Origin of the sequence: Pilimelia anulata (assembly GCF_014647895.1) — a bacterium.
In the GTDB taxonomy this organism is placed as follows: Bacteria; Actinomycetota; Actinomycetes; order Mycobacteriales; family Micromonosporaceae; genus Pilimelia; species Pilimelia anulata.
Genome location: NZ_BMQB01000004.1, coordinates 329,988 through 351,553, shown reverse-complemented (window position 1 = coordinate 351,553; position 21,566 = coordinate 329,988). Strand labels below are relative to the sequence as shown.

General features: G+C 76.1%; 18 protein-coding genes and 1 pseudogene. 13 read left to right on the top strand and 6 right to left on the bottom strand.

What is annotated here, in order from left to right; translation table 11 throughout:
* Nucleotides 1-22 precede the first annotated feature (22 nt).
* Nucleotides 23-2,365 (top strand): putative bifunctional diguanylate cyclase/phosphodiesterase, encoded by a 2,343-nt coding sequence (locus tag IEY94_RS11770; RefSeq protein ID WP_189170143.1) that lies wholly within the window; start codon nucleotides 23-25, stop codon nucleotides 2,363-2,365.
* A 69-nt stretch (nucleotides 2,366-2,434) separates the two neighbouring features.
* Nucleotides 2,435-3,115: a peptidylprolyl isomerase gene (locus IEY94_RS11765; protein ID WP_189170142.1), complete on the top strand. Its 681-nt coding sequence runs from the start codon at nucleotides 2,435-2,437 to the stop codon at nucleotides 3,113-3,115.
* A gap of 29 nt (nucleotides 3,116-3,144) precedes the next feature.
* Here IEY94_RS11765 and IEY94_RS11760 read toward each other — a convergent pair whose 3' ends face one another.
* Both IEY94_RS11760 and IEY94_RS11755 read right to left on the bottom strand, forming a co-directional pair.
* On the bottom strand, nucleotides 3,145-4,020 hold the full coding sequence (locus IEY94_RS11760; RefSeq protein WP_189170141.1) for an isoprenyl transferase: 876 nt from the start codon (nucleotides 4,018-4,020) through the stop codon (nucleotides 3,145-3,147).
* An 86-nt stretch (nucleotides 4,021-4,106) separates the two neighbouring features.
* Nucleotides 4,107-5,939: a phosphoenolpyruvate carboxykinase (GTP) gene (locus IEY94_RS11755; protein ID WP_189170140.1), complete on the bottom strand. Its 1,833-nt coding sequence runs from the start codon at nucleotides 5,937-5,939 to the stop codon at nucleotides 4,107-4,109.
* A 330-nt stretch (nucleotides 5,940-6,269) separates the two neighbouring features.
* On the opposite strand from IEY94_RS11755, the gene IEY94_RS11750 reads away from it, so the two are divergent.
* The 3 genes and pseudogenes from IEY94_RS11750 to IEY94_RS11740 all read left to right on the top strand — a co-directional run.
* Nucleotides 6,270-7,097, top strand: coding sequence for a sigma-70 family RNA polymerase sigma factor (locus IEY94_RS11750; protein ID WP_189170139.1), 828 nt, complete (start codon nucleotides 6,270-6,272; stop codon nucleotides 7,095-7,097).
* Nucleotides 7,098-7,143: 46 nt separating this feature from the next.
* The gene (locus IEY94_RS11745; RefSeq protein WP_229783649.1) at nucleotides 7,144-7,683 is read left to right on the top strand and encodes a GtrA family protein; all 540 of its coding nucleotides are present in this window, start codon (nucleotides 7,144-7,146) and stop codon (nucleotides 7,681-7,683) included.
* Nucleotides 7,684-7,907: 224 nt separating this feature from the next.
* Nucleotides 7,908-8,363: pseudogene (locus IEY94_RS11740) on the top strand (GtrA family protein); the annotation flags it as partial.
* 61 nt (nucleotides 8,364-8,424) lie between these two features.
* On the opposite strand, the gene IEY94_RS11735 reads toward IEY94_RS11740, so the two are convergent.
* From IEY94_RS11735 to IEY94_RS11725, 3 genes are all read right to left on the bottom strand, one after another.
* Nucleotides 8,425-9,000, bottom strand: a complete 576-nt coding sequence (locus tag IEY94_RS11735) for a PH domain-containing protein (RefSeq protein ID WP_189170136.1) — start codon at nucleotides 8,998-9,000, stop codon at nucleotides 8,425-8,427.
* Between the two features lie 170 nt (nucleotides 9,001-9,170).
* Nucleotides 9,171-10,046: a biotin--[acetyl-CoA-carboxylase] ligase gene (locus IEY94_RS11730; RefSeq protein WP_189170135.1), complete on the bottom strand. Its 876-nt coding sequence runs from the start codon at nucleotides 10,044-10,046 to the stop codon at nucleotides 9,171-9,173.
* Between the two features lie 83 nt (nucleotides 10,047-10,129).
* The gene (locus tag IEY94_RS11725) at nucleotides 10,130-10,597 is read right to left on the bottom strand and encodes a hypothetical protein (protein ID WP_189170134.1); all 468 of its coding nucleotides are present in this window, start codon (nucleotides 10,595-10,597) and stop codon (nucleotides 10,130-10,132) included.
* A gap of 83 nt (nucleotides 10,598-10,680) precedes the next feature.
* Between IEY94_RS11725 and IEY94_RS11720 the strand changes: the two genes are divergently transcribed.
* Complete coding sequence (locus IEY94_RS11720) at nucleotides 10,681-12,267, top strand: acyl-CoA carboxylase subunit beta (RefSeq protein WP_189170133.1); 1,587 nt, start codon at nucleotides 10,681-10,683, stop codon at nucleotides 12,265-12,267.
* A 44-nt stretch (nucleotides 12,268-12,311) separates the two neighbouring features.
* Nucleotides 12,312-13,706 (top strand): TerB N-terminal domain-containing protein, encoded by a 1,395-nt coding sequence (locus IEY94_RS11715; RefSeq protein WP_189170132.1) that lies wholly within the window; start codon nucleotides 12,312-12,314, stop codon nucleotides 13,704-13,706.
* Nucleotides 13,707-13,747: 41 nt separating this feature from the next.
* Here the strand turns inward: IEY94_RS11715 and IEY94_RS11710 are convergent, their stop codons facing one another.
* Nucleotides 13,748-15,688 carry a serine/threonine-protein kinase gene (locus IEY94_RS11710; protein WP_189170131.1) on the bottom strand — a complete coding sequence of 647 codons (1,941 nt, stop codon included), beginning with the start codon at nucleotides 15,686-15,688 and terminating at the stop codon, nucleotides 13,748-13,750.
* Nucleotides 15,689-15,803: 115 nt separating this feature from the next.
* Between IEY94_RS11710 and IEY94_RS11705 the strand changes: the two genes are divergently transcribed.
* The 6 genes from IEY94_RS11705 (at nucleotide 15,804) to IEY94_RS11680 (ending at nucleotide 21,456) form a co-directional block, all read left to right on the top strand.
* On the top strand, nucleotides 15,804-16,022 hold the full coding sequence (locus IEY94_RS11705; RefSeq protein WP_229783647.1) for an acyl-CoA carboxylase epsilon subunit: 219 nt from the start codon (nucleotides 15,804-15,806) through the stop codon (nucleotides 16,020-16,022).
* Nucleotides 16,023-16,117: 95 nt separating this feature from the next.
* Entirely contained in the window at nucleotides 16,118-16,453 is a 336-nt protein-coding gene (locus IEY94_RS11700) for a hypothetical protein (protein ID WP_189170130.1), read from the top strand.
* Nucleotides 16,450-17,745, top strand: a complete 1,296-nt coding sequence (locus IEY94_RS11695) for a hypothetical protein (RefSeq protein ID WP_189170129.1) — start codon at nucleotides 16,450-16,452, stop codon at nucleotides 17,743-17,745. The genes IEY94_RS11700 and IEY94_RS11695 overlap by 4 nt, the downstream gene beginning before the upstream one ends.
* Before the next feature lie 160 nt (nucleotides 17,746-17,905).
* Complete coding sequence (locus IEY94_RS11690; RefSeq protein WP_189170128.1) at nucleotides 17,906-19,051, top strand: S8 family serine peptidase; 1,146 nt, start codon at nucleotides 17,906-17,908, stop codon at nucleotides 19,049-19,051.
* 11 nt (nucleotides 19,052-19,062) lie between these two features.
* Nucleotides 19,063-19,677 carry a Maf family protein gene (locus tag IEY94_RS11685; protein WP_189170127.1) on the top strand — a complete coding sequence of 205 codons (615 nt, stop codon included), beginning with the start codon at nucleotides 19,063-19,065 and terminating at the stop codon, nucleotides 19,675-19,677.
* A 33-nt stretch (nucleotides 19,678-19,710) separates the two neighbouring features.
* The gene (locus IEY94_RS11680; RefSeq protein ID WP_189170126.1) at nucleotides 19,711-21,456 is read left to right on the top strand and encodes an acetyl/propionyl/methylcrotonyl-CoA carboxylase subunit alpha; all 1,746 of its coding nucleotides are present in this window, start codon (nucleotides 19,711-19,713) and stop codon (nucleotides 21,454-21,456) included.
* The last annotated feature ends 110 nt before the right edge of the window (nucleotides 21,457-21,566 follow it).

Below are 21,566 nucleotides of genomic sequence, written 5' to 3'. Positions count from 1 at the left end.
TAGGACAAAAGGAGCACCCGTGATGGCGGCCCCGAACGGACGAGGCCCCCTGTGGCACCGCGTGGCGGTGTGGACCGGGGTGCTGTTCGTCGTGCTCGGCCCCGCCTCGCTCGCGGCCGAGTCCCTCGGCTTCGTGCCGAACCCGTGGCTGATCCGGGTGATCACGGTGCCCGGCGGCCTGCTCGCCGCCGCCGTCTGCCTGCACGTCGCCCGCCAGCCCGGCCTGAACGCCGCCGCCCGGCGGTTCTGGCACTGGTCGGCGGCCGCCATCGCCCTGGTCGGCGTCGGCGGTGGGATCAACCTCGTCGACAACATCCTGTACACCCCGAACAACCCGGCCGAGCCCAGCACCGGCGCCATCGCGGCGTACGGCATCGGCGTGCTCACCCAGCTCACCGCCCTGCTGCGGCTGCCCGCCCGGAACCGGCTCACCGCGCACGAGCGCAAGCAGTTCGTCGTCGACGGCGCGATCATGCTGATCTGCTTCGGCCTGTTCGCCTGGCGGCTGTCGTTCAGCCGGACCGAGGAGTGGAGCCGGATCGGCGGCGGCCCGGCTGCCCTCACCGTCGTCCTGCTGGCCTTCCTCGCCGTGCTGGCGATCGCCAAGCTGGTCATGTTCGGCGTCACCGCCGTCGACCGGCGGGCCCTGCACACGCTCGCCGGGACGATCTGCGCCGGCGCGCTGATCGGCGCGGTCTCGCCGCTGACCGCCGGCGCGGCGGTCGTCGCCTCGACCGTCTGCATCACGCTCGTCGGGGTCGGCTTCATGCTGGCCGCGATGTTCCAGTACGCCGGCGTGGGCCAGCCGCCGCTGGAGCAGCGGCCGTGGGCCGGCACCCGGACCGCCAAGGTCGCCGGCTGGCTGCCGTACCTGGCCGTGGCCGCCACCGACGGCCTGCTGATCTTCGTCGTCGCCGGGCACAGCGTCGGTGAGCTGATCGTCGCCGCCAGCGCCGTCGGGCTCACCGTCATCGTCGTGTACCGGCAGGTCACCGCCCTGCGGGACAACTCCGCGCTGCTCCGCCGGGTGGACCTCACCGTCCGCGAGCTGCGCGACGCCCAGGACCGGCTCGCCCACCAGGCCACCCACGACGACCTCACCGGCCTGGCCAACCGCCGGCTGTTCACCGAGCGGGTCGCCGCCACCGCCGCCGGCGGCGAGCCGGCCAGCGTCGCCCTCATCGACCTGGACGACTTCAAGACCATCAACGACCGGCTCGGGCACCACATCGGCGACCGGCTGCTGCTGGACGTCGCCGGCCGGCTGCGCTCCTGCGTCCGCCCCGGCGACACCGTCTCCCGGCTCGGCGGCGACGAGTTCGCGCTGCTCCTGCCCGGCCTGGCCAGCGAGCACGGGGTGGCCGTGCTGGACCGGATCACCGAGGCGCTCGGCCAGCCGGTCATCGTCGACGGGCACGCGCTGCTCGTCCGGTGCAGCGCCGGCCTCGCCGAGCTGACCGCCGACCTGGACCCGACCGAGGTCATCCGCCGGGCCGACCTGGCGATGTACGCGGCCAAGGAGGCCGGCAAGTCCCGCTACGCCACGTACGACGACGAGCTGGACGTCCGGATCAACCGGGACGCGGCGCTCGGCGCCGAGCTGCGCACCTCGCTCACCGAGGGCCACTTCCGGCTGCTGTTCCAGCCGGTCGTCCGGCTGGTCGACCGGGTGATCGTCGGCGCCGAGGCGCTGGTCCGCTGGGAGCACCCCGAGCGCGGGACCATCCGCCCGGACCACTTCATCCCGGTCGCCGAGCGCACCGGCCTGATCGTCCCGCTGGGCGAGTGGATCCTGCGCGAGGCGTGCGACGAGGCCGTCCGCTGGCTGGCCGAGGACGTCACCGAGACCTGGACGATGAGCGTGAACATCTCCGCGCGCCAGCTCCGCGAGCCGGGCTTCGCCGGTACGGTCGCCCGGGTCCTCGACGAGACCGGCCTGCCGCCGCGGCACCTCATGATCGAGGTCACCGAGACCGCGGTCTTCGACAGCGAGCTGGCCAGCGCGGCGCTGCGGGAGATCTCGGCGCTGGGCGTGCGGATCGCGCTGGACGACTTCGGCACCGGCAACTCGTCACTCGGCCTGCTCCGGACCATCCCGGTGGACGTGCTCAAGGTGGACAAGTCGTTCATCGACCACATCACTGACAGCAACACCGAGTCCACGATCGCCATCGCGATGCTGCACCTGGCCAACGGCCTGGACCTGGGCGTGGTCGCCGAGGGCGTGGAGAGCGCGGCGCAGGCGGCGCGGCTGCGCAAGATCGGGTACCAGCTCTCCCAGGGCTACCACTTCGCCCGGCCGCTGCCGGCGGCGGACGTCCGCGCGATGCTCCACACGGGACCGAACACCCGCCGCATCGCCTGACCGACCCGGCTTCGGCCGGTGCTGCAAGGGCCCTTCCGCGCGGCCCGGGCGGCCGCTAGGTTCGGCGGGATGAGGAGCCTCGATCCCGCCGCACTCGCGCTCGCCGCGACCCTCGCCGTCGTACCCGCCGCCGTCGCGACCCCGGCCGCTGCCGCCCCGGCGCCCCGCCTCGCGCCCGTGACCTGCACGTTCATCCCCACCCCGGACAACCCGGCGGCCCGACCGGTGGACCCGCCACCGGCCGAGGCGGCGAACACCGGCGCGGTCCACCTCACGCTGCGGACCAACCACGGCGACATCGGGCTGCGGTTCGACCGCGGCAACGCGCCCTGCGCGGTGCACAACTTCGTACACCTGGTCCGGGAGACGTTCTACGACCGCAGCCGGTGCTGGCGGCTGACCACGGCGGCGAAGCTCGGCGTGCTCCAGTGCGGGGACATCTGGGAGGCCGAGATCGGCGGGCCGGGGTACCGGTTCGCGGACGAGCTGACCGGGCAGGAGACGTACCCGCGCGGGACGGTCGCGATGGGCAACCAGGGCAAGGACACCAACGGCAGCGAGTTCTTCCTGGTCCACTCGGTCGCCCAGATCAAGCCGGACTACACGGTGCTGGGCCGGGTCACCTCGGGCCTGGAGGTCCTGGACCGGATCGTCGCCGGCGGCACGAAGGACGGCAGCGCCGACGCCCAGCCGAAACTCCCGGTGGAGATCCGCGAGGCCATCGTCATCCCGGACGACTCCACCCGCTGACCCCCGGGTCCGCCGGCGCGCTCCCGCCGTCAGGTGCCGTAGCGGCGTTGCCGGCGGGAGTAGGCGCGGAGGGCGCGGAGGAAGTCGATGTGGCGGAAGTCCGGCCAGTTGGCGTCGTGGAAGTAGAACTCCGAGTTCGCCGACTGCCACAGCAGGAAGCCGGACAGGCGCTGCTCGCCGCTGGTGCGGATCACCAGGTCGGGGTCGGGCTGGCCCCTGGTGTACAGGTGGCGCTCGATGTCCTCGACGTCGAGGGTCTCGGCCAGGTCGGCCAGGGTGCCGCCGGACTCCGCCTGGCTGACCAGCAGCGACCGGACCGCGTCGGCGATCTCGCGCCGCCCGCCGTACCCGACCGCCATGTTGACCACGGCGGCGCCGCGCCGGTCGGCGGTGCGCTCCTGGGCGGCCTTGAGGGCGGCGGCGTGCTCGGCCGGCAGGAGGTCCAGGGCGCCGGCCATGACCAGCCGCCACGGGTTGCCGGCCTCGGCCAGCTCGGTGGCCAGGTCCTCGATGATCTGGATGAGCGGGTCCAGCTCGCCGGCCGGGCGGCGCAGGTTGTCGGTGGCGAGCAGGTACAGCGTGACGTGCCCGATCCCCGCCTCGTCGCACCAGCGCAGCAGCTCCTTGACCCGGGCGGCGCCGGCCCGGTGGCCGTCGTTGGGGTCGACGTACCCCATCTCACGCGCCCAGCGCCGGTTGCCGTCGCACATGACCCCGACGTGCCGGGGCACCGCGGCCCCCGCGAGGGCGCGGGTGAGCCGCCGCTCGTACAGCGGGTACAGCAGCGCCTTCGCCGCCGCCCGCGGCCGCAGCAGCAACCGCAGCAAGAGGCCGAACCGGGACAGCCCGAACCGCGAGCGGTACAGGCGCACGCGGCAGCGGCGCACGGCAGTTCGCACAGACATCCCACCCAGCGTAACCACCCCCCGCCAGGGGGCCGGACGCGCGAACGGGGCCGCGGCGGACCGCGACCCCGTTTCGCCCCGTTTCGTCAGTTGACGCCCAGCCGCGCCCGCAGCGCGTCCAGCTCCGACCACAGCACGGCCGGCAGCTTGTCGCCGAACTTCTCGAACCACTCGTTGATCTGCGGCAGCTCGGCCTTCCACTCCTCCGGGTCGACCCGGAGGGCGGCCTCGATGTCGGCCGGGTCCACGTCCAGGCCGGCCAGGTCGAGGTCGGCCGCGGTCGGCACGTACCCGACCGGGGTCTCCCGCGCCCCGCCGGTGCCCTCGATCCGCTCGACGACCCACTTGAGGATGCGGCCGTTCTCGCCGTAGCCGGGCCAGAGGAACTGCCCCTCGTCGCCGCGGCGGAACCAGTTGACGTAGAAGATCCGGGGCAGCAGCGACGCGTCGCCGGCCCGGCCCTTGCCCATCTCGATCCAGTGCCGGAAGTAGTCGCCGGCGTTGTACCCGATGAACGGCAGCATCGCCATCGGGTCGCGGCGCACGACGCCGACCGCGCCGACGGCCGCGGCGGTGGTCTCCGAGGACAGCGTGGCGCCCTGGAACACCCCGTGCACCCAGTCCCGGGCCTCGCTGACCAGCGGGATGGTGGTCTTGCGCCGGCCGCCGAACAGGATCGCGTCGATCGGCACGCCCTTCGGGTCGTCGTACTCCGGGGCGAGGATCGGGCACTGCTCGATCGGGGTGCAGAAGCGGGAGTTCGGGTGCGAGGACAGCTCGCCGCTGTCCGGCGTCCAGTCCCGGCCCTTCCAGTCGATGAGGTGGGCCGGCGGCTGGCCCATGCCCTCCCACCACACGTCGCCGTCGTCGGTGAGCGCGACGTTGGTGTAGATCGAGTTGCCCGCGGCCAGCGTGCGCATGGCGTTGGGGTTGGTCTTCCAGTCGGTGCCCGGCGCCACGCCGAAGAGGCCGAACTCCGGGTTCACCGCGTACAGCCGGCCGTCGTCGCCGAACCGCATCCAGGCGATGTCGTCGCCGAGGGTCTCCACCTTCCAGCCGGGGATGGTGGGCTCCAGCATGGCGAGGTTGGTCTTGCCGCAGGCCGACGGGAACGCCGCGGCGACGTACTTGACCACGCCCTCGGGCGAGGTGAGCTTGAGGATCAGCATGTGCTCGGCGAGCCAGCCCTCGTCCCGGCCCATGGCCGAGGCGATGCGCAGCGAGAAGCACTTCTTGCCGAGCAGGGCGTTGCCGCCGTACGCCGAGCCGAAGGACCAGATCTCCCGGCTCTCCGGGAAGTGCGAGATGTACTTCTCGGTGTTGCACGGCCAGGTCACGTCGGCCTCGCCCGGCTCCAGCGGGGCGCCGATCGAGTGCAGCGCCGGCACGAACGCGGCGTCCTCGCCCATCCGCTCCAGCACGTCCGTGCCCATCCGGGTCATGACCCGCATGGAGGCGACGACGTACGGGCTGTCGGTGATCTCCACGCCGAACATCGGGCGCTCCGCGGTCAGCGGGCCCATGCAGAACGGGATGACGTACATGGTCCGGCCGCGCATCGAGCCCCGGTACAGCTCGGTCATCGTGGCCTTCATCTCGGCCGGGTCCACCCAGTTGTTGGTGGGGCCGGCGTCGGCGGCGTCGACGGAGCAGATGAACGTCCGCTCCTCGACTCTGGCCACGTCCGTCGGGTCGGTGCGACACCAGAACGAGTTGGGGCGCAGCTCGGGGTTGAGCCGGACCAGCACGCCCGCGTCGACCAGCTCGTCGGTGATCCGCGTCCACTCCGCCGCGGATCCGTCGCACCAGACCACCCGGTCCGGCGTGGTCAGCGCGGCGACGTCGCGCACCCAGGTGAGCAGCGCGGCATGGGACGTGGGCGCGTCCTCAAGCCCGCGAACGGTGGTCGGAGCACTCATCACGGATCTCCTCGGCAAAACCGATCGGGTGCGAACCGCGTTGTCCGGGTGCGCCGGCCGGTGTGGGGTGGGTGGCCTCGCACGCCTGCGGCAGCGTGTCGGGAAGTAGGGCAACAGACTAAACCCCGACTCGCGGCCCCGCAGCTCGCCGGCTTGTGAAGAAATGCACAAGCCCAGGTCAGCGTACGTTCACCAACCCGCCATGTGGAGGTCATCCCGGCACATCGCGGAGCGCACGACACTCCCGAGCGGGGCGAAAATTGCGTCAAATCGCTCTGAAGCGGTAAAAATTCACCATTCCGCCCCAACCCTCCCCCAAACGGAGGCGGCATGGCTACACCCGTGCCCGGTCCCCGACACACCGGGCCGCACCGCCGTACCCATCCACAACCGCACGACCCGACCCCGCCCCCCGGCCGGGCCGGGACACCGGGCGACGAGGACACGCTCCTCGCCGCCGTCCGCGCCGGGGACAGCCGGGCGTACGCCCAGTTGTACCAGCGGCACGCCGCCGCGGCCCGGCGCGCGGCGTACGGCCTGACCCGCGACCGCACCGAGGCCGAGGACCTCGTCGCCGAGGCGTTCGCCAAGGTGCTCGCCGCCATGCGCCGCGGGTCCGGTCCCCGGCGCGCGTTCTTCCCGTACGTCCTGACCACGCTGCGCCACCTTCGGGTGACGCACGCCGGGGTCGCCGCCCGGGTCGAGCTGACCGACGACCCGACCCGGTACGAGCGCGGCGAACCGTTCCAGGACCCGTCGGTCGCCGCGCTGGACCGCTGGTACGCCGCCCGGGCCTTCCGCAAGCTGCCCGAGCGGTGGCGGACGGTCCTCTGGCACACCGAGGTCGAGGGCGGCAGCCCGGCCGCGGTCGCGGCCCTGCTCGGGCTCACCCCGAACGGGGTGTCCGTGCTGGCCCACCGCGCCCGCGAGCGGCTCCGGCAGATCTATTTGCAGGAGCACATCAGCTCCGGCGCCGGCCCGCCCGGCCACGCCGCGGCGGGGCAGCTCGGCAGCTACGTCCGCGGCGGCCTGGCCGACCGGGCCCGGTCGAAGGTGGCCACCCACCTGGCCACCTGCCCGGCCTGCCGGCGGCTGCACGTCGAGGTCGCCGAGGTCGCGTGGGCGCTGCCCCGCGGCGCGATGCATGCCGAACCGTGACACCGCCGACACCGGGGCCCGGGCGCGGCTCGGCTACCGTTGGCCCGTGCCCCGCGGAGAAGCCCTGTTCGCCGACCCGGCGCCGGCGCGCGCCGGGGGCCGGCGCTCGGTCGTGGCCGCGGTGTGGGCCCGGGTCGGCCACCTCGCGCACGAACTGGGCAAGTTCGGTACCGTCGGCGCCGTCGCCTTCACCGTCGACACGCTGCTGTTCTACGCGCTCAACGCCCGGCTGGAGCCGCTGGTCGCGAAGACGCTGGCCACCGTGGTCTCGGCCACCGTGGCGTTCCTGGGCAACCGGTTCTGGACCTGGCGGCACCGCGCCCGGTCCGGCCTGGGCCGCGAGTACGGGCTGTACTTCCTGCTCAACACCGTCGGCCTGGCGATCGCCCTGGCGGTGCTCGCGGCCAGCCACTACGGCCTCGGCGCGCTCTGGCCGGCCTTCCGGACGGACCTGGCCGACCTGGTGGCCGCCAACGTCGTCGGCACCGCTCTGGGAACATTGTTCCGGTTCTGGTCGTACCGCCGATTTGTGTTCCTCACCGCAGAAACCCCGCAGGTCGCGCACCCGGCGGCCGATCCTCGTTGATCGGGGTGACGTAAGACCCATCGCCCCACCGGCGGCCGGCCCGGCCGCCGGCCCTCCCGTAAGGTGGCCGCATGCGTCCAGCCCGACCGCTCGCCCAGCGCCCGCGCAGCCGCGCGTCCGCCCGGCCGACGCGGAGTCGCGCCCCGCAGCCCCGCCCGGCCCGCACCACCGGCCGCCGCACCGCCGCCCCGGCCCCCGCCGCGGGCCCCGCGGTGCCCGCCCCGCTGGCCGGCCTCGCCCGGCTGCTGCCGTCGCGGCTGCGCCGGATCGGCCCGGAGGCGCTGCGCTTCCTGATCGTCGGCCTGGCCAACACGGTGGTCAACTTCGCGGTGTTCAACGCGCTGATCCTCACCGTGTTCAGCACCGGCCAGCTCAAGGCCAACGTCGCCGCCACCGCGGTGGCCACCGTGACCTCGTACCTGATGAACCGGCACTGGACGTACCAGGACCGGCCGCGGGCGCAGAAGCGGCGCGAGTTCACCCTGTTCGTGCTGTTCAACCTCGCCGGGCTGGCGATCGAGCTGCTGGTCCTCGCCGGTGCCAAGTACGGCCTGGCGATGACGAGCGTGCTGGCGGTCAACGCCGCGAAGGTGCTCGGCCTGTTCCTCGGCACGCTGTTCCGGTTCTGGTCCTACCGCACGTTCGTCTTCATCGGCGGGCGGCGGCCGGTGCCGGCCCCGCGGGCGGACGCCGACGCCGACGACATCGACCGCGAGTTCAGCGCGCTGACCGGGCCGCTGGTCACCCGCGCCGACTGAACCGGCGCCCCGGCAGCGGGGTCCCGTCCGGCTCGTCGTCGTCCGGCGCCGCCGGGACGGCCAGGTGGGCCAGCCGGTCCTCCTCGACCAGCTCGTACAGCGCGGTCTGCACCCGCTCGATCCGGGGCAGGTCCGCCAGCACCATCTGGCCACGCTCGCCGGCGGACTCGATGCTGAGCGTGCCGCAGCCGAGCAGCCGCTCGACGAACCGCTGGGTCGTCGCGTGGTCGTTGATCCGGCTGAGGGGGATGTCCCGCCGGTCCCACCGCAGGACGCCGGTCCGGACGAGCACCCGCTCGGTGGTGAATACATAGTGGGTGGTGCGCCAGCGCAGGTACGGCACCGCGGCGAAGCAGCCGATCAGCACGAGCACGAGGCCGAACAGGACGTACAGGCTGACGGTGCCGGACGGGCCCGGCGGCAGGTAGGCCAGGCCGACGCCCAGCATGACCAGCGAGCCGACCACCACCAGCGCCGGCCGGATGAGCGCCTTCGCGTGCGGGTGCAGGTGCAGCGCGACTTCCTCGTTCTCGGCGAGCGCGTCGTGTGGGAACGGCATCGGGACCTCCACGGGAGTGCGGCGCCGCCGGGACCACCACGAACCCGCGGCTGCCGCCGAGGCTATCCCGGGCCGGGCCGCCGCAGGCCCCCGACACGGGCGGCACGCTGACCCGCGGTCCGCGTGCGGCCGGGGGTCGGGCGGGTGCGGCCGGGTGCCGGCAGGTGCCGTCAGACCGGGCGGACGTGCACCACGTCGCCCGCGGCCACCGGGTGCAGGCCGTCGGGGGTGGCGACCACGAGCCGGCCGTCACTGTCCACTCCGGTGGCCGTACCGACGACCGGGTCGCCGGCCGGCAGCGTCACCCGGACGGTGGCGCCGACGGTCGCGCACTCGGCGACGTACGCCTCGCACAGCCCGCAGGCGGCGGGGTCGCCGCCGGCGGCGCGCCACCGCTCGTACCACTCGGCGAGCGAGCGCAGCAGCGCGCGCAGCACCGGCGCGCGGTCGGCGTCCGGGGCGCCGGCCAGCCGCAGCGAGGTGGCCAGCGTGCCGGGCGGCAGCTCGTGCGGGCGCAGCGAGACGTTGAGCCCGATGCCCAGGACGACGGCGGGGCCGGCGGCGGACGGCACGGCCTCGGCGAGCACGCCGGCGACCTTGGCCGGGCCGGGGTCGGTGGGCAGCAGGACGTCGTTGGGCCACTTCAGCGCCGGTTCCAGCGGGGTGGCCCGGCGGATGGCCTCGACGGCGGCCACGCCGGCGAGCAGCGGCAGCCAGCCGTACGACGCGGGTCGGGCGGGCGGCCAGCCCCGGTCGGCGGCGGCCTCGGCCGGGCGGAGCAGGACGCTGACGGCGAGCCCGGCCCGCGGCGGCGAGCGCCAGGCCCGGTCGAGCCGGCCGCGGCCGGCGGTCTGCCGCTCGGCCAGCACGACCAGGCCCTCGGGCTTGCCCGCGGTGGCGGCGGCGACGGCGTCGGCGTTGGTGGAGGCGGTCTCCTCGTGCAGGACGATCCGCTGCCACAGCCCGCCGGGGACGAGCAGCGTCCGGCGCAGGGACGGGCCGTGCAGCGGCGGGCGGTCCGGATCGGAGTACGGCATGTCACCCACCGGTCCAGCGTAGTGCGCCCACCCGGGCGCGCGCCGCACTCGCCGGGTGGACCGCGCGGCCCGGGGTGCCCGGCGCCGCGGGGTCAGTGCGGGACGGCGGAGCGGACCGTGGTCGGGGTCGCCCGCGGGCGGGGCGGGACCGGGCCCGGCTCGGGGGCCGCGGCGCGCAGCGCGGGCACGCCGTACAGGCCGCCGGTGCGGGCGGCGGGGACCGGCGGGCGGCCGTCCGCGGCCGGGAACACCCGGACGGGGGTCGGCTCGCGGAACGGCCGGCTCGGTGCGTCGGCGGCCGGGCCGCCGCGGAGCAGGACGGCGGCGCCCGCGCCGGCGCGGCCGGGGCCCGCGGGCGGGTGGGTCAGGGTGCCGGCGCGGCGGCGGTGCGAGCGCGGCCGGTGCTGGGCCCGGAACGGCGGGTAGTCGCCCCGGCGGGCCCGGCGGCTGCCGTGCCGGGCGGCGAGGGCGTCCGCCGTACGGTCGGGGCCGAGCAGCGCGAGGAGACCGGCGAGCCCGCCGAGAAGGACTACGCCGCCAAACAGGATAAAAGCACCCATACCGACATAATTCGCCTTTCGGCGGAGAAGATCGGCTGACACGCCGACGTCCGGCCGGGAAGCAGGATCGTTACGATCCCCACGTGACCGCGCAGACCGAAGGCATCGACATCCACACCACCGCCGGCAAGCTCGCCGACCTCGACCGCCGGGTCGACGAGGCGGTGCACGCCGGGTCCGCCCGCGGGGTCGAGAAGCAGCACGCCCGGGGCAAGCGGACCGCGCGGGAGCGGATCGCGCTGCTGCTCGACGAGGACTCGTTCGTCGAGCTGGACGAGCTGGCCCGGCACCGGTCCACCAACTTCGGCCTCGACCGCACCCGCCCGTACGGCGACGGGGTGGTCACCGGGTACGGCACCGTCGACGGCCGGCAGGTCTGCGTCTTCGCCCAGGACTTCACGGTCTTCGGCGGCTCGCTCGGCGAGGTGTTCGGGGAGAAGATCGTCAAGGTCATGGAGCTGGCCATGAAGATCGGCTGCCCGGTGGTCGGGATCAACGACTCCGGCGGCGCCCGGATCCAGGAGGGCGTGGTCAGCCTCGGCCTGTACGGCGACATCTTCTTCCGCAACGTCCGCGCCTCCGGCGTGATCCCGCAGATCAGCCTGATCATGGGCCCGTGCGCGGGCGGCGCGGTCTACTCCCCCGCGGTCACCGACTTCACCGTGATGGTCGACGGCACCAGCCACATGTTCATCACCGGCCCGGACGTGATCAAGACGGTGACCGGCGAGGACGTCGCCATGGAGGAGCTGGGCGGCGGCCGGGCGCACAACGCCAAGAGCGGCAATGCGCACTACCTCGCCAGCGACGAGCAGGACGCGATCGAGTACGTCAAGGCGCTGCTGTCGTACCTGCCGAGCAACAACATGGACGACCCGCCCGCGTACGACGCCCCGGCCGACCTCGCGCTCACCGACGCCGACCGCGCCCTGGACACGCTCATCCCCGACTCGGCGAACCAGCCGTACGACATCCACCGGGTGATCGAGGCGGTGCTCGACGACGCCGGGTTCACCGAGGTGCAGGCGCTGTACGCGCAGAACATCGTCGTCGGCTTCGGCCGGGTCGAGGGCCGGCCGGTGGGCGTCGTGGCCAACCAGCCGATGCACTTCGCCGGCTGCCTGGACATCGCCGCCAGCGAGAAAGCGGCCCGGTTCGTCCGCACGTGCGACGCGTTCAACATCCCCGTACTGACCTTCGTGGACGTCCCCGGCTTCCTGCCCGGCACCGGGCAGGAGTGGGACGGCATCATCCGCCGCGGCGCCAAGCTCATCTACGCGTACGCCGAGGCCACCGTGCCGAAGGTCACCGTGATCACGCGCAAGGCGTACGGCGGCGCGTACGACGTGATGGGCTCCAAGCACCTCGGCGCCGACCTGAACTTCGCCTGGCCGACCGCGCAGATCGCGGTGATGGGCGCGCAGGGCGCGGTGAACATCCTGTACCGGGCCGAGCTGGCCGCCGCCGACGACCCCGCTGCCGTCCGGGCGCAGAAGGTCACCGAGTACGAGGACACGCTCGCCAACCCGTACATCGCCGCCGAGCGCGGCTACGTCGACGCGGTGATCGGGCCGGCGCAGACGCGCGGGCAGATCGTCCGCGCGCTGCGTACCCTGGCGACGAAGCGCGAGACGCTGCCCCCGAAGAAGCACGGAAACATCCCGCTGTAGCACCGCACCCCCTCCCCCGCCCGACCCCGTATGAAGGGCACCCCGTGACCACTTCCACGGCCCGCCCCGGGACAGGACTGCCCGCCGCCACCCGCCCCGCGGTGTGGCTGTCGGCCGACGCCCCGCCCGTGACCGTCCGCGGGTACCGCATCGCCGGCGGCCTCATCCACCTCGGCGGCCCGGTCCCGGCGGCCTACCGGACCGGCCCCGAACCGGCCGTCGTCGACCCCGAGCTGCCGGTCCGCCGGGTCCGGCTCGACCAGGAGACGCCGGCCGGCGACGCCGCGCCCGCGTACGCCGCGCTCACCGCCGGGGCGCGCGCCGCGTACCTGGAGTGGCTCGCCGACGGCCGGACCGGCGAGACGCCGGCGGCGCACCTCTGGCTGTACCTGGCCGGGCTGGAGCGGCGGGTGCTGCACGACCTGGCCGGCGACCCGGACGGCCTGGCCGACTACGTCGCGATCGGCGCGGAGGTCAACCGGCTGCGCCGCGAGTACGGCCACCTGACCGCGTTCGACGCGCAGGCCGCCGCGTTCGAGACCACGGTGGACGGCCTGGCCGCACTCGCCGACCCGCACCTGCACCCGCCGACGCTGCTCGGCCGGCTGTCCCCGCCGCTGGTGGCGGGGCTGGGCCGGTACCTGGCCGCGGAGCAGCCGCTGCCCGCGGCGTGGGTGTTCGCCTGGGCGGTCGCCGCCGGCCACCAGGCCGCCGACGAGGCGAGCCGGGCGGAGTTCCTGGACCGGTTCGCCGCCACCCACCCCGACGGACTGGTCGTGCCGACGCCGCCGGCGCCGTTCACCCTGAGCTACCGGCCGGTGAACACCGGCTTCGCCGACCGGACGGTCACCCTGCGCACGCCCGTCCCGGACATCCGTTCGCTGGACGTCGACCTGGTCGCGCTGCTCGGCCCGGCCGCGCCGCGGGTCCGGCTGCCCCGGGTGACCGGCCGCGCCGCCGCGGTACACGCGCTGCTCCGGCTGATCGTGCTGGCCGGCGCCGACGACGAGCTGCTGGACCTGGTCAGCCGGCACCTGTACGAGCTGCACCAGCTCACCGCCCCGGTGCGGGGCCAGCTCGCCGACGCGCTGAGCCGGTTCGTCGCGGCGGCGCCGCCGGTGGCCGAGGTGCGCTCGCGGTACGCCACCCTCGCCCCGGCCGAGACCGACGCGATCGCCCGGCTGCTCATCGCCACGACCAGCGTGGAGGCCGTCGTCGAGCCGGAGCACGCGCAGTTGCTCGCCGCCGCGTACGACGTGCTCGGGCCCGGCGAGGCGGACCTGTGCCGCCGGCTGCGCGGGCTGGAGGTCGCCGCGGTGGTCACCGACAGCGACCGGGCGGACGCGACCGCCACCGTGCTGGACGACGCGATGGTCGCCGCGGCGCTGCGCGACTGCGCCGCGCCGCTGATCCTGCTGGACGACCTCCTGACGCCCTGAGCGCCGGCCGTCATCGGGCGGCGCCCAGTTGGCGCCGCCGGTCAGTTGGCGCGGAAGGAGCCGGCCATGATGTCCAGGCCGGTGCGGTTCTGCGGCCACAGCCGGTCCGCCGCCAGCCACATCAGCGTGTACGACCGGCCGCCGGTGGTGAACACGCGGTGGATCACGTGGTTGCGCCCGTTGTCCTCGTACGTGAACTCCCAGTCGGCCGCGCCGGACCGGAAGTCCACCCGGCGCACGCCCAGCTCGCGGTAGCCGCCGTACTGGGCGCGCTGGCGCGGGATCTCCCGCTGCCAGTACGCCACCGGGTCGGTCACCCGCGAGTCGAGTTCCTGGATCCGCACGAACCGGTACGCCCCGCCGGTCTCCCGCAGGAGCGTGACCTCGCCCTCGGACTGCCGGCTCATCCCCGCGGGGATGGCCAGGCTGTAGCCGCGGCCCCGGTACGTCGTCCAGCCGGCCGGCACCGGCAGCGCGGTCGCCGGCGGGGCCGTGCTGGCGCCGGGCGTCCCGGTCGGCCCGCCGGACGGGCCACCGGTCGCGGTCGCCTGCGGCGTGCCCGGCGCGCCGGGCCGGGCACCCGGCCCGCTGTCGGGGCGCAGCAGCAGTACGGCGGCCACCGCCAGTACGGCGACGACGACCACCACGGCCACGGCCGCCACCGGCCGGCGGCGGACCGCGGTGGCGGCGGCCCTGCCGGCCAGCACCACCAGCTCCCCCCCGACGGCCACCCGGCGGCCCAGCCGCGCGCCGAACGACGGCGGCGGCGCGGGCGGCTCCGGCGGCGGGGCCGGCGGGCCGGCGGGCGGCGGCTTGCGGTTGCCGGACTTCCTGCCCTTCTTGCCGCCCTTGCCGGCCGGCCGCTTGCCCTTGTCGGCGCCGCCGGTGCGCGGCGCCGGGGCGGGCGGCCCGGCCGGGGCGTCGCCGATCACGGTGGTGCCCGCGGACTCGGGCGCGGCCGACCGGTCCACGACCAGCCCGCGCGCCGCGGCCGGGGCGCCGCCCAGCATCGTCGTCGGGGCGCCGTCGGTCGTGGCCGGCGGCTCGGTCGGCGCGGGCGTGCGCGCGGCCGGCAGCCGCGGCTCCACGGCGGGCAGCGCGGTGGTCCGGTCGCCGACGGTCCGGCGGACGCCCGGCAGCATGCTGAGGCTGGTCCGCTGCTTGCGGCCGACCGCGCGGCGCAGCAGCCGCTCGGCGGCCTCGGCGTCGATCCGCTGGACCGGGTCCTTGCGGAGCAGGCCGTTCAGCACCGGCTTGAGCGGCCCGGCCCGGCGGGCCGGGGCGGGGGGCTCGGTCGCCAGCGCGGCGAGGGTGGCGATGGCGGACGGGCGCGAGTACGGCGACTGCCCCTCCACCGCCGCGTACAGCGTGGCGCCCAGCGACCACAGGTCGGCCTCCGGGCCGGCCGTGCCGTCGTGCGCCCGCTCCGGCGCGATGTAGGCGGGCGAGCCGAGGACCAGGCCGGTCCGGGTGACCACCGGGTCGCCGGGGACCGTGGCCAGGCCGAAGTCGGTCAGCACCACCCGGCCGTCGTTGCCGAGCAGCACGTTGCCGGGCTTGACGTCGCGGTGCACCACGCCGGCCCGGTGCGCGGCCCGCAGCGCGGCCAGCATGCCCATGCCGATGTCGGCGGTCCGCTCGACCGAGAGCGGGCCGTCCTGCCCGATGACGTCCTGCAGGGAGCGGGAGGCGACGTACTCCATGACGATCCACGGGTCGCCGTTGGTCCGGAGGATGTCGAAGATGCGCACCACGTTCGGGTGGTTGAACCGGGCGATCGCCCGGGCCTCCCGCAGCGTGCGCTCGCGCATCTCCTGCCGCTCGTCCTCGGTCAGCCCGGACGGCGGGATCAACTCCTTGATGGCCACGTCGCGGTGCAGCAGCTCGTCGCGGGCCATCCAGACCCTGCCCATGCCGCCCTGACCGAGCGGCTCGACGAGGCGATACCGGTCGGCGACGATCTGGGACTGCGCAGGGGACATCCCGACGACCGTACCCGGCCGCACCCGCCGGGGCGCGCGCGGGCAGGCACCTTACGCACCGTATGTGAGCGGCGCCACGCACCGCCACGGCGGCGGCGAACCCTATGCTGGGCCGGTGACCGAGCAGGACCGGCCCGACCCCGATCGATCCCTGCGGATCGTCCGCGGCACGCCCACGCCCGCCGAGGTGGCGGCGCTGGTGGGCGTACTGATCACGCGTGCCGCGCCCGCCCCCGCGCCGCCGGCCGCGCGGTCGGCCTGGGCCGCGAGCGCCCGGCCGCGCCCCGCGCGCGGCGGGCCGGGCGGGTGGCGCCGGTCCGGCCGGCCACAGTGAACCCGGGCCCCGACCCCCGCTGATCGGGACGGCGCGATCGCGGGCCGGGAAGTACCCTCGCGGGTGACATCGTCGGGGGGCGGGGAGGCACCGGGATGGCGACGGGGGACGGCATCCGGGTGGACCCCGGCCGGCTGGGCGAGCTGGCCGCGGCGCTGCGGGCGGAGGTCGAGCGGCAGTACGTACCCCAGCTCGTCGCCGTCGGTGCCGAACTGGCCGTGGACCTCCCGCCGCCGGCCGCGGAGTTCCGCGAGCTGGTCGGGCTGCTCGGCGCGCACCGGGACGCGCAGGCCCGGACCGTCGACCAGGTGCACGACTACGCCAACCGCAGCAGCGGCCTCGCGGCGGCCGCGGAGCGGGCGGGCGCGCGCTACGCCGCCGCCGACGCCCGCGCCGCCGCAGCGTTCCCCACCGGCCGGGGGTCGGCGTGAGCGACCCCGGCGTGACCGACTGGGCCCGGTACGACACCCCCGCGATGTGGGCGATGCTCGCCGGGCACCGGTGCGAGCCGCAGTGGCGGCAGGTCGCCGGCTGGCGGCGGATCGTCGAGCTGACCGAGGCGCACCTGGCGGCGCTGCGCGCGGTGCGCGCCGACCTGGTGGCCGCGTGGCCGCCGGCGCGCAGTACCGCCGCCGCCGGGTACGCCGCGCACCTGGACTACCTGATCGACCACATGCGGGGGACCCGGGACGTCGCCGCGGCCAACCTCTCGGTGACCGCGGCGACGACGACGGCGCTGGGGGTGGCCCAGCGGGAGCTGGGCGAGCTGCACGCCCGGTACCCCGCCCGGCCCGGCCCGGCGGCGGCGCCCGGCGCGGACCCGGACGCCGTCCTGCGGGCGGCGCTGGACGCGCGGGCGCGGGAGCTGATGGGGCGGCTGAGCAACGAGCTGGTCGCGGCGCGGTTCGCGCTGCGGCGGCCGAGCCCGTACCGGCAGAACGCCCCGCTGGCCCTGCCCCTGCCGGCCGACCACCGGCCGGTCCGCCCGCCGACCATCCCGCCGGTGATCCCGGTGGCGACCGTCCACCCGGGCGGCGACGGCGGTCCCGAGCTGAGCGGGGTTGTCGGCGGTGGCGGGCCGGTTGACGGGGGATCACCCGGCGGGGTGGTCCCCGGGGGTGGCGGCGGGGTCCCCGGCGGTTCGGCGCCGCCGGGCGGGTGGCCCGGTCCGTCGGTGCCGCCCGGCAGCCGGCCGCCGGGTTGGCCGCCGGGCGGTGGGCCGGGCTGGCCGCCGGGCTCCGGACCGTGGCCGGGTGGCGGCGAGCGGCCGCCGGGCAGCGGCCCCGGCCGGCCGCCGGCGTGGCCCGGACGGCCGGGCGGGGGCGGGAGCGGCGCGGGGCCGCGGGCGGTACCCGGCGTGATCGGTACCGTGACCGGCGCCGACCCGCCGCAGGCGACCCCGGCGCGGCAGGTGAACCCGGTCGGCGGGGTGATCGGCGCACCGCCACCCGGGCGCCCGGCCGGTGCCGGTCCGCACGGAACCCCTCTTGGCGGGGCGGGTGGCGCCGCCGGATGGCCGCCGGGCACCGTCCCGGGCCTGCCGCCGACCGGCGCGATCCCGGGCGGCGCCGGGGCCGTGGCCGGCGGGGAATCGGCGCGGCGGCCGCTGTACCCGCGGCAGGGTCCGCAGTGGAGGGTGCCGCCGCACCGCAGCGGCGTGATCGAGGACCCCGGCGAACCGCCGCCGATCGACCCCGGCCCGGCGATCGGCCTGAACCGGTGACCCGCCACCCCGCCCACACCGGTCGGCGGCGAACAGGGCGACCATCGAGGCGACGGTGGTGAATCCGGGCGCCCGCCCGGCTGCGTGGCTCGCGGCCATGGCACTGGCCACCGCGGGTGCCGCGGCCGCGGCACCGCACACCGCGGCGCCAACCGGCCCGATGCCTGCCGCCGCGGCACCGACCACCACTCAGCGCGGCGCACCCGGCACGTGGCACCTCGCCGCGCTGCGGACCGAGGCCGCCCACCGCCTCACCCGCGGCGCCGGCGTGACCGTCGCCGTGGTCGACAGCGGCGTCGACCGCCACCCCGACCTCGCCGCCAACCTCCTCCCCGGCGCCGACCTCACCGGCGCCGGCGACGCCGCGGCCGACGCCGAGGGCCACGGCACCGGCATGGCCGGCGTGATCGCCGGACCCGGCGGCGTTGCCCCGCTGGCCCGGCTGCTGCCGCTGCGCACGTCCGCGCCGGGGCGCCCCGGCGACGAGCGCCCGGTCGCCCGGGCGATCGGGTACGCCGTCGACCGGGGCGCGCGGATCGTCAACGTCTCCCGCAGCGTCGGACCGTCGCGCGACCTGGCCCGGGCCGCCGCGGCGGCCGCCGCCCGGGGCGTCCTCGTGGTGGCCGCCGCCGGCAACCGGCCGGCCGACGTCGTCGTGGTGGCGCCGGCCCGGTACCCCGGCGTGCTGGCCGTCGGCGCCACCGGTCCGGCGGCGGCCCGCGCGCCGCTGTCGGTCGCCGGCCCCGAGCTGGCGCTGACCGCGCCGGGCGTGGACGTCCGGACGACCGCGCCCGGCGGCCGGTACCAGCGGCTCAGCGGCACCTCGGTCGCGGCGGCGGTCGTCGCCGGCGCGGCGGCGCTGGTGTGGGCGCGGTACCCGCAGCTCACCGCGGACGGGGTGGCCGCGCGCCTGACCGGTACGGCCGTCGACCGGGGCCCGCCCGGCCGCGACCCGGAGTACGGCCACGGCGCCCTCGACCTGCTGCGCGCCCTCACCGCCCCACCCGACCCGAACGGCCCGCCGGCCGGCCCCGCGGCGGCCACCGCGCCGCCGACGGCAACCGCCGGGCCGGATCCGGCCACCGGACCCGGCCCGACCGCCGGACCCGGGGCGGCCGCCCGGGCGGCCGCGTGGCCGCTCGCGCCGGACCGGTGGGCGCTCGGCTGGTGGGCCGTACCGATCGTGACCGTCGCCGCCGGCGCCCTCGCCCTGCTGGCCCGCCGCTGCCGCGCCGCCCCCGCCGACCACGGCCCGGACTGCTGCCCGGCGGCGGGCGGGGCGGGGCCGGACGACGCGGACCGGTAGGTTCTGGCGGTGTGACCCGGTTCGTACTCGCCTCCGCCAGCCCCGCCCGCCTCGGCCTGCTCCGCGCGGCCGGCATCGCCGCCGAGGTGGTGGTGAGCGGGGTGGACGAGTCGACCGTCCCGCTGTCGGACCCGGACACCGTCGCCGGCACCCTCGCCGAGCTGAAGGGCGCCGCGGTCGCGGCCCGCCTGCGCGCGCTGGGTACCCGGGCGGCGCTGGTCCTCGGCTGCGACTCGGTGCTGGCGTTCGACGGCGCGATCCTGGGCAAGCCGGCCGGCGCCGACGACGCCCGGGCCCGCTGGCGGGCCATGCGCGGGCGCAGCGGCGTCCTGCACACCGGGCACAGCCTCACCGACCTGGCCGCCGACCGGCGGGTCGGCCGGGTCGCCGCGACCACCGTGCGGTTCGCCGAGGTCACTGACGCGGAGATCGACGCGTACGTCGCCACCGGCGAGCCGCTGCACGTCGCGGGCGCGTTCACGCTGGACGGGCGCAGCGCGCCGTTCATCGAGGGCATCGACGGCGATCACGGCAATGTGATCGGCCTGTCGCTGCCGCTGCTGCGCGTCCTGCTGGCCGAACTGGGCACCCCGATCACGTCCCTGTGGGCGCCGGCCACCGCGTAGACTCCGCGCGGAGCCCACGGGGAGGAGTACGGCGTGCGCAAGGTCCTGATCGCCAACCGCGGTGAAATCGCTGTTCGGGTGGTGCGCGCCTGCCGCGACGCCGGGCTGGGCAGCGTCGCCGTGTACGCCGACAGCGACCGGGACGCCCCCCACGTCACGCTGGCCGACGAGGCGTACGCGCTGGGCGGCGACAGCGCCGCCGAGACGTACCTGCGGATCGACAAGCTGATCGACGTCGCCGGCCGGGCCGGCGCCGACGCGGTGCACCCGGGGTACGGCTTCCTGGCCGAGAACGCCGACTTCGCCCGGGCCGTCCTCGACGCGGGCCTGACCTGGATCGGCCCGACGCCGCAGGCGATCCGGGACCTGGGCGACAAGGTCACCGCCCGGCACATCGCGCAGCGCGCCGGCGCGCCGCTGGTCCCCGGTACGCCGGAGCCGGTCACCGACGCGGGCGAGATCGTGGCGTTCGCGCGGCAGCACGGCCTGCCGGTGGCGATCAAGGCGGCGTTCGGCGGCGGCGGCCGCGGCCTGAAGGTCGCCCGGACGGTCGAGGAGATCCCCGAGCTGTTCGACAGCGCGACCCGCGAGGCGGTGGCCGCGTTCGGCCGCGGCGAGTGCTTCGTGGAGCGGTACCTGGACCGCCCCCGGCACGTCGAGGCGCAGGTGCTGGCCGACACCCACGGCAACGTGATCGTCGTCGGCACCCGGGACTGCTCGCTCCAGCGCCGGCACCAGAAGCTGGTCGAGGAGGCACCCGCGCCGTTCCTCACCGACGCCCAGCGCAAGGCCATCCACGAGTCGGCGAAGGCGATCTGCCGCGAGGCCGGGTACCACGGCGCCGGCACGGTCGAGTACCTCGTCGGCGCCGACGGCACGGTGTCGTTCCTCGAGGTCAACACCCGGCTCCAGGTCGAGCACCCGGTGACCGAGGAGACCGCGGGCGTGGACCTGGTCCGGGAGCAGTTCCGGATCGCCGCGGGCGAGCCCCTGCGGCACACCGAGGACCCGGCGCCGCGCGGCCACTCGATCGAGTTCCGGATCAACGGCGAGGATCCCGGCCGCGGCTTCCTGCCGGCGCCGGGCACGGTCACCGCGCTGCGGCTGCCGGCCGGCCCGGGCGTGCGGGTGGACACCGGGATCGAGTCCGGCAGCGTCGTCGGCGGCAACTTCGACTCGCTGCTGGCCAAGGTCGTCGTCACCGGCGAGACCCGGCAGGAGGCGTTGGAGCGGTCCCGCCGGGCGCTGGACGAGATGGTCGTCGACGGCATGGCCACCGCGCTGCCGTTCCACCGGCTGGTCGTCCGGGACGCGGCCTTCACCGACGCGCCGTTCCGCGTGCACACCCGCTGGATCGAGACCGAGTGGGCCGGCGGCGTCCCGCCGTTCGCCGCCCCGGCCGCGGCCGGGGCGGCCGCCGGGCCGCGGGAGACCGTCGTGGTCGAGGTCGGCGGCAAGCGACTCGAGGTGAGCCTCCCCGCGGGCTTCGGCGGGGGTACCCGACCGGCGGGCCGCCCCGCGCCGCGCCGGGCCGGCGGCGGCAAGCCGGCCGCGGCGGCCGGCGGCGACGCGCTGACCTCGCCGATGCAGGGGACGATCGTGAAGATCGCCGTGGCGGACGGGGACACCGTCGCCGAGGGCGACCTGATCGTGGTCCTGGAGGCGATGAAGATGGAGCAGCCGATCACCGCGCACCGGGCCGGTACGGTCGGCAACCTCGCCGCGGCGGTCGGCGAGACGGTCACCGCGGGCGCCATCCTCGCCACGATCACCGGCTGACCCGCGGTCTCCACGCGGCCCCGCCGGACCGGGCGTGACCCGGACCACGACGGGTGATCCGCACCACATCGTACTGTCCGATCCACGCCTTATGCGCTCGACCTCGTTGC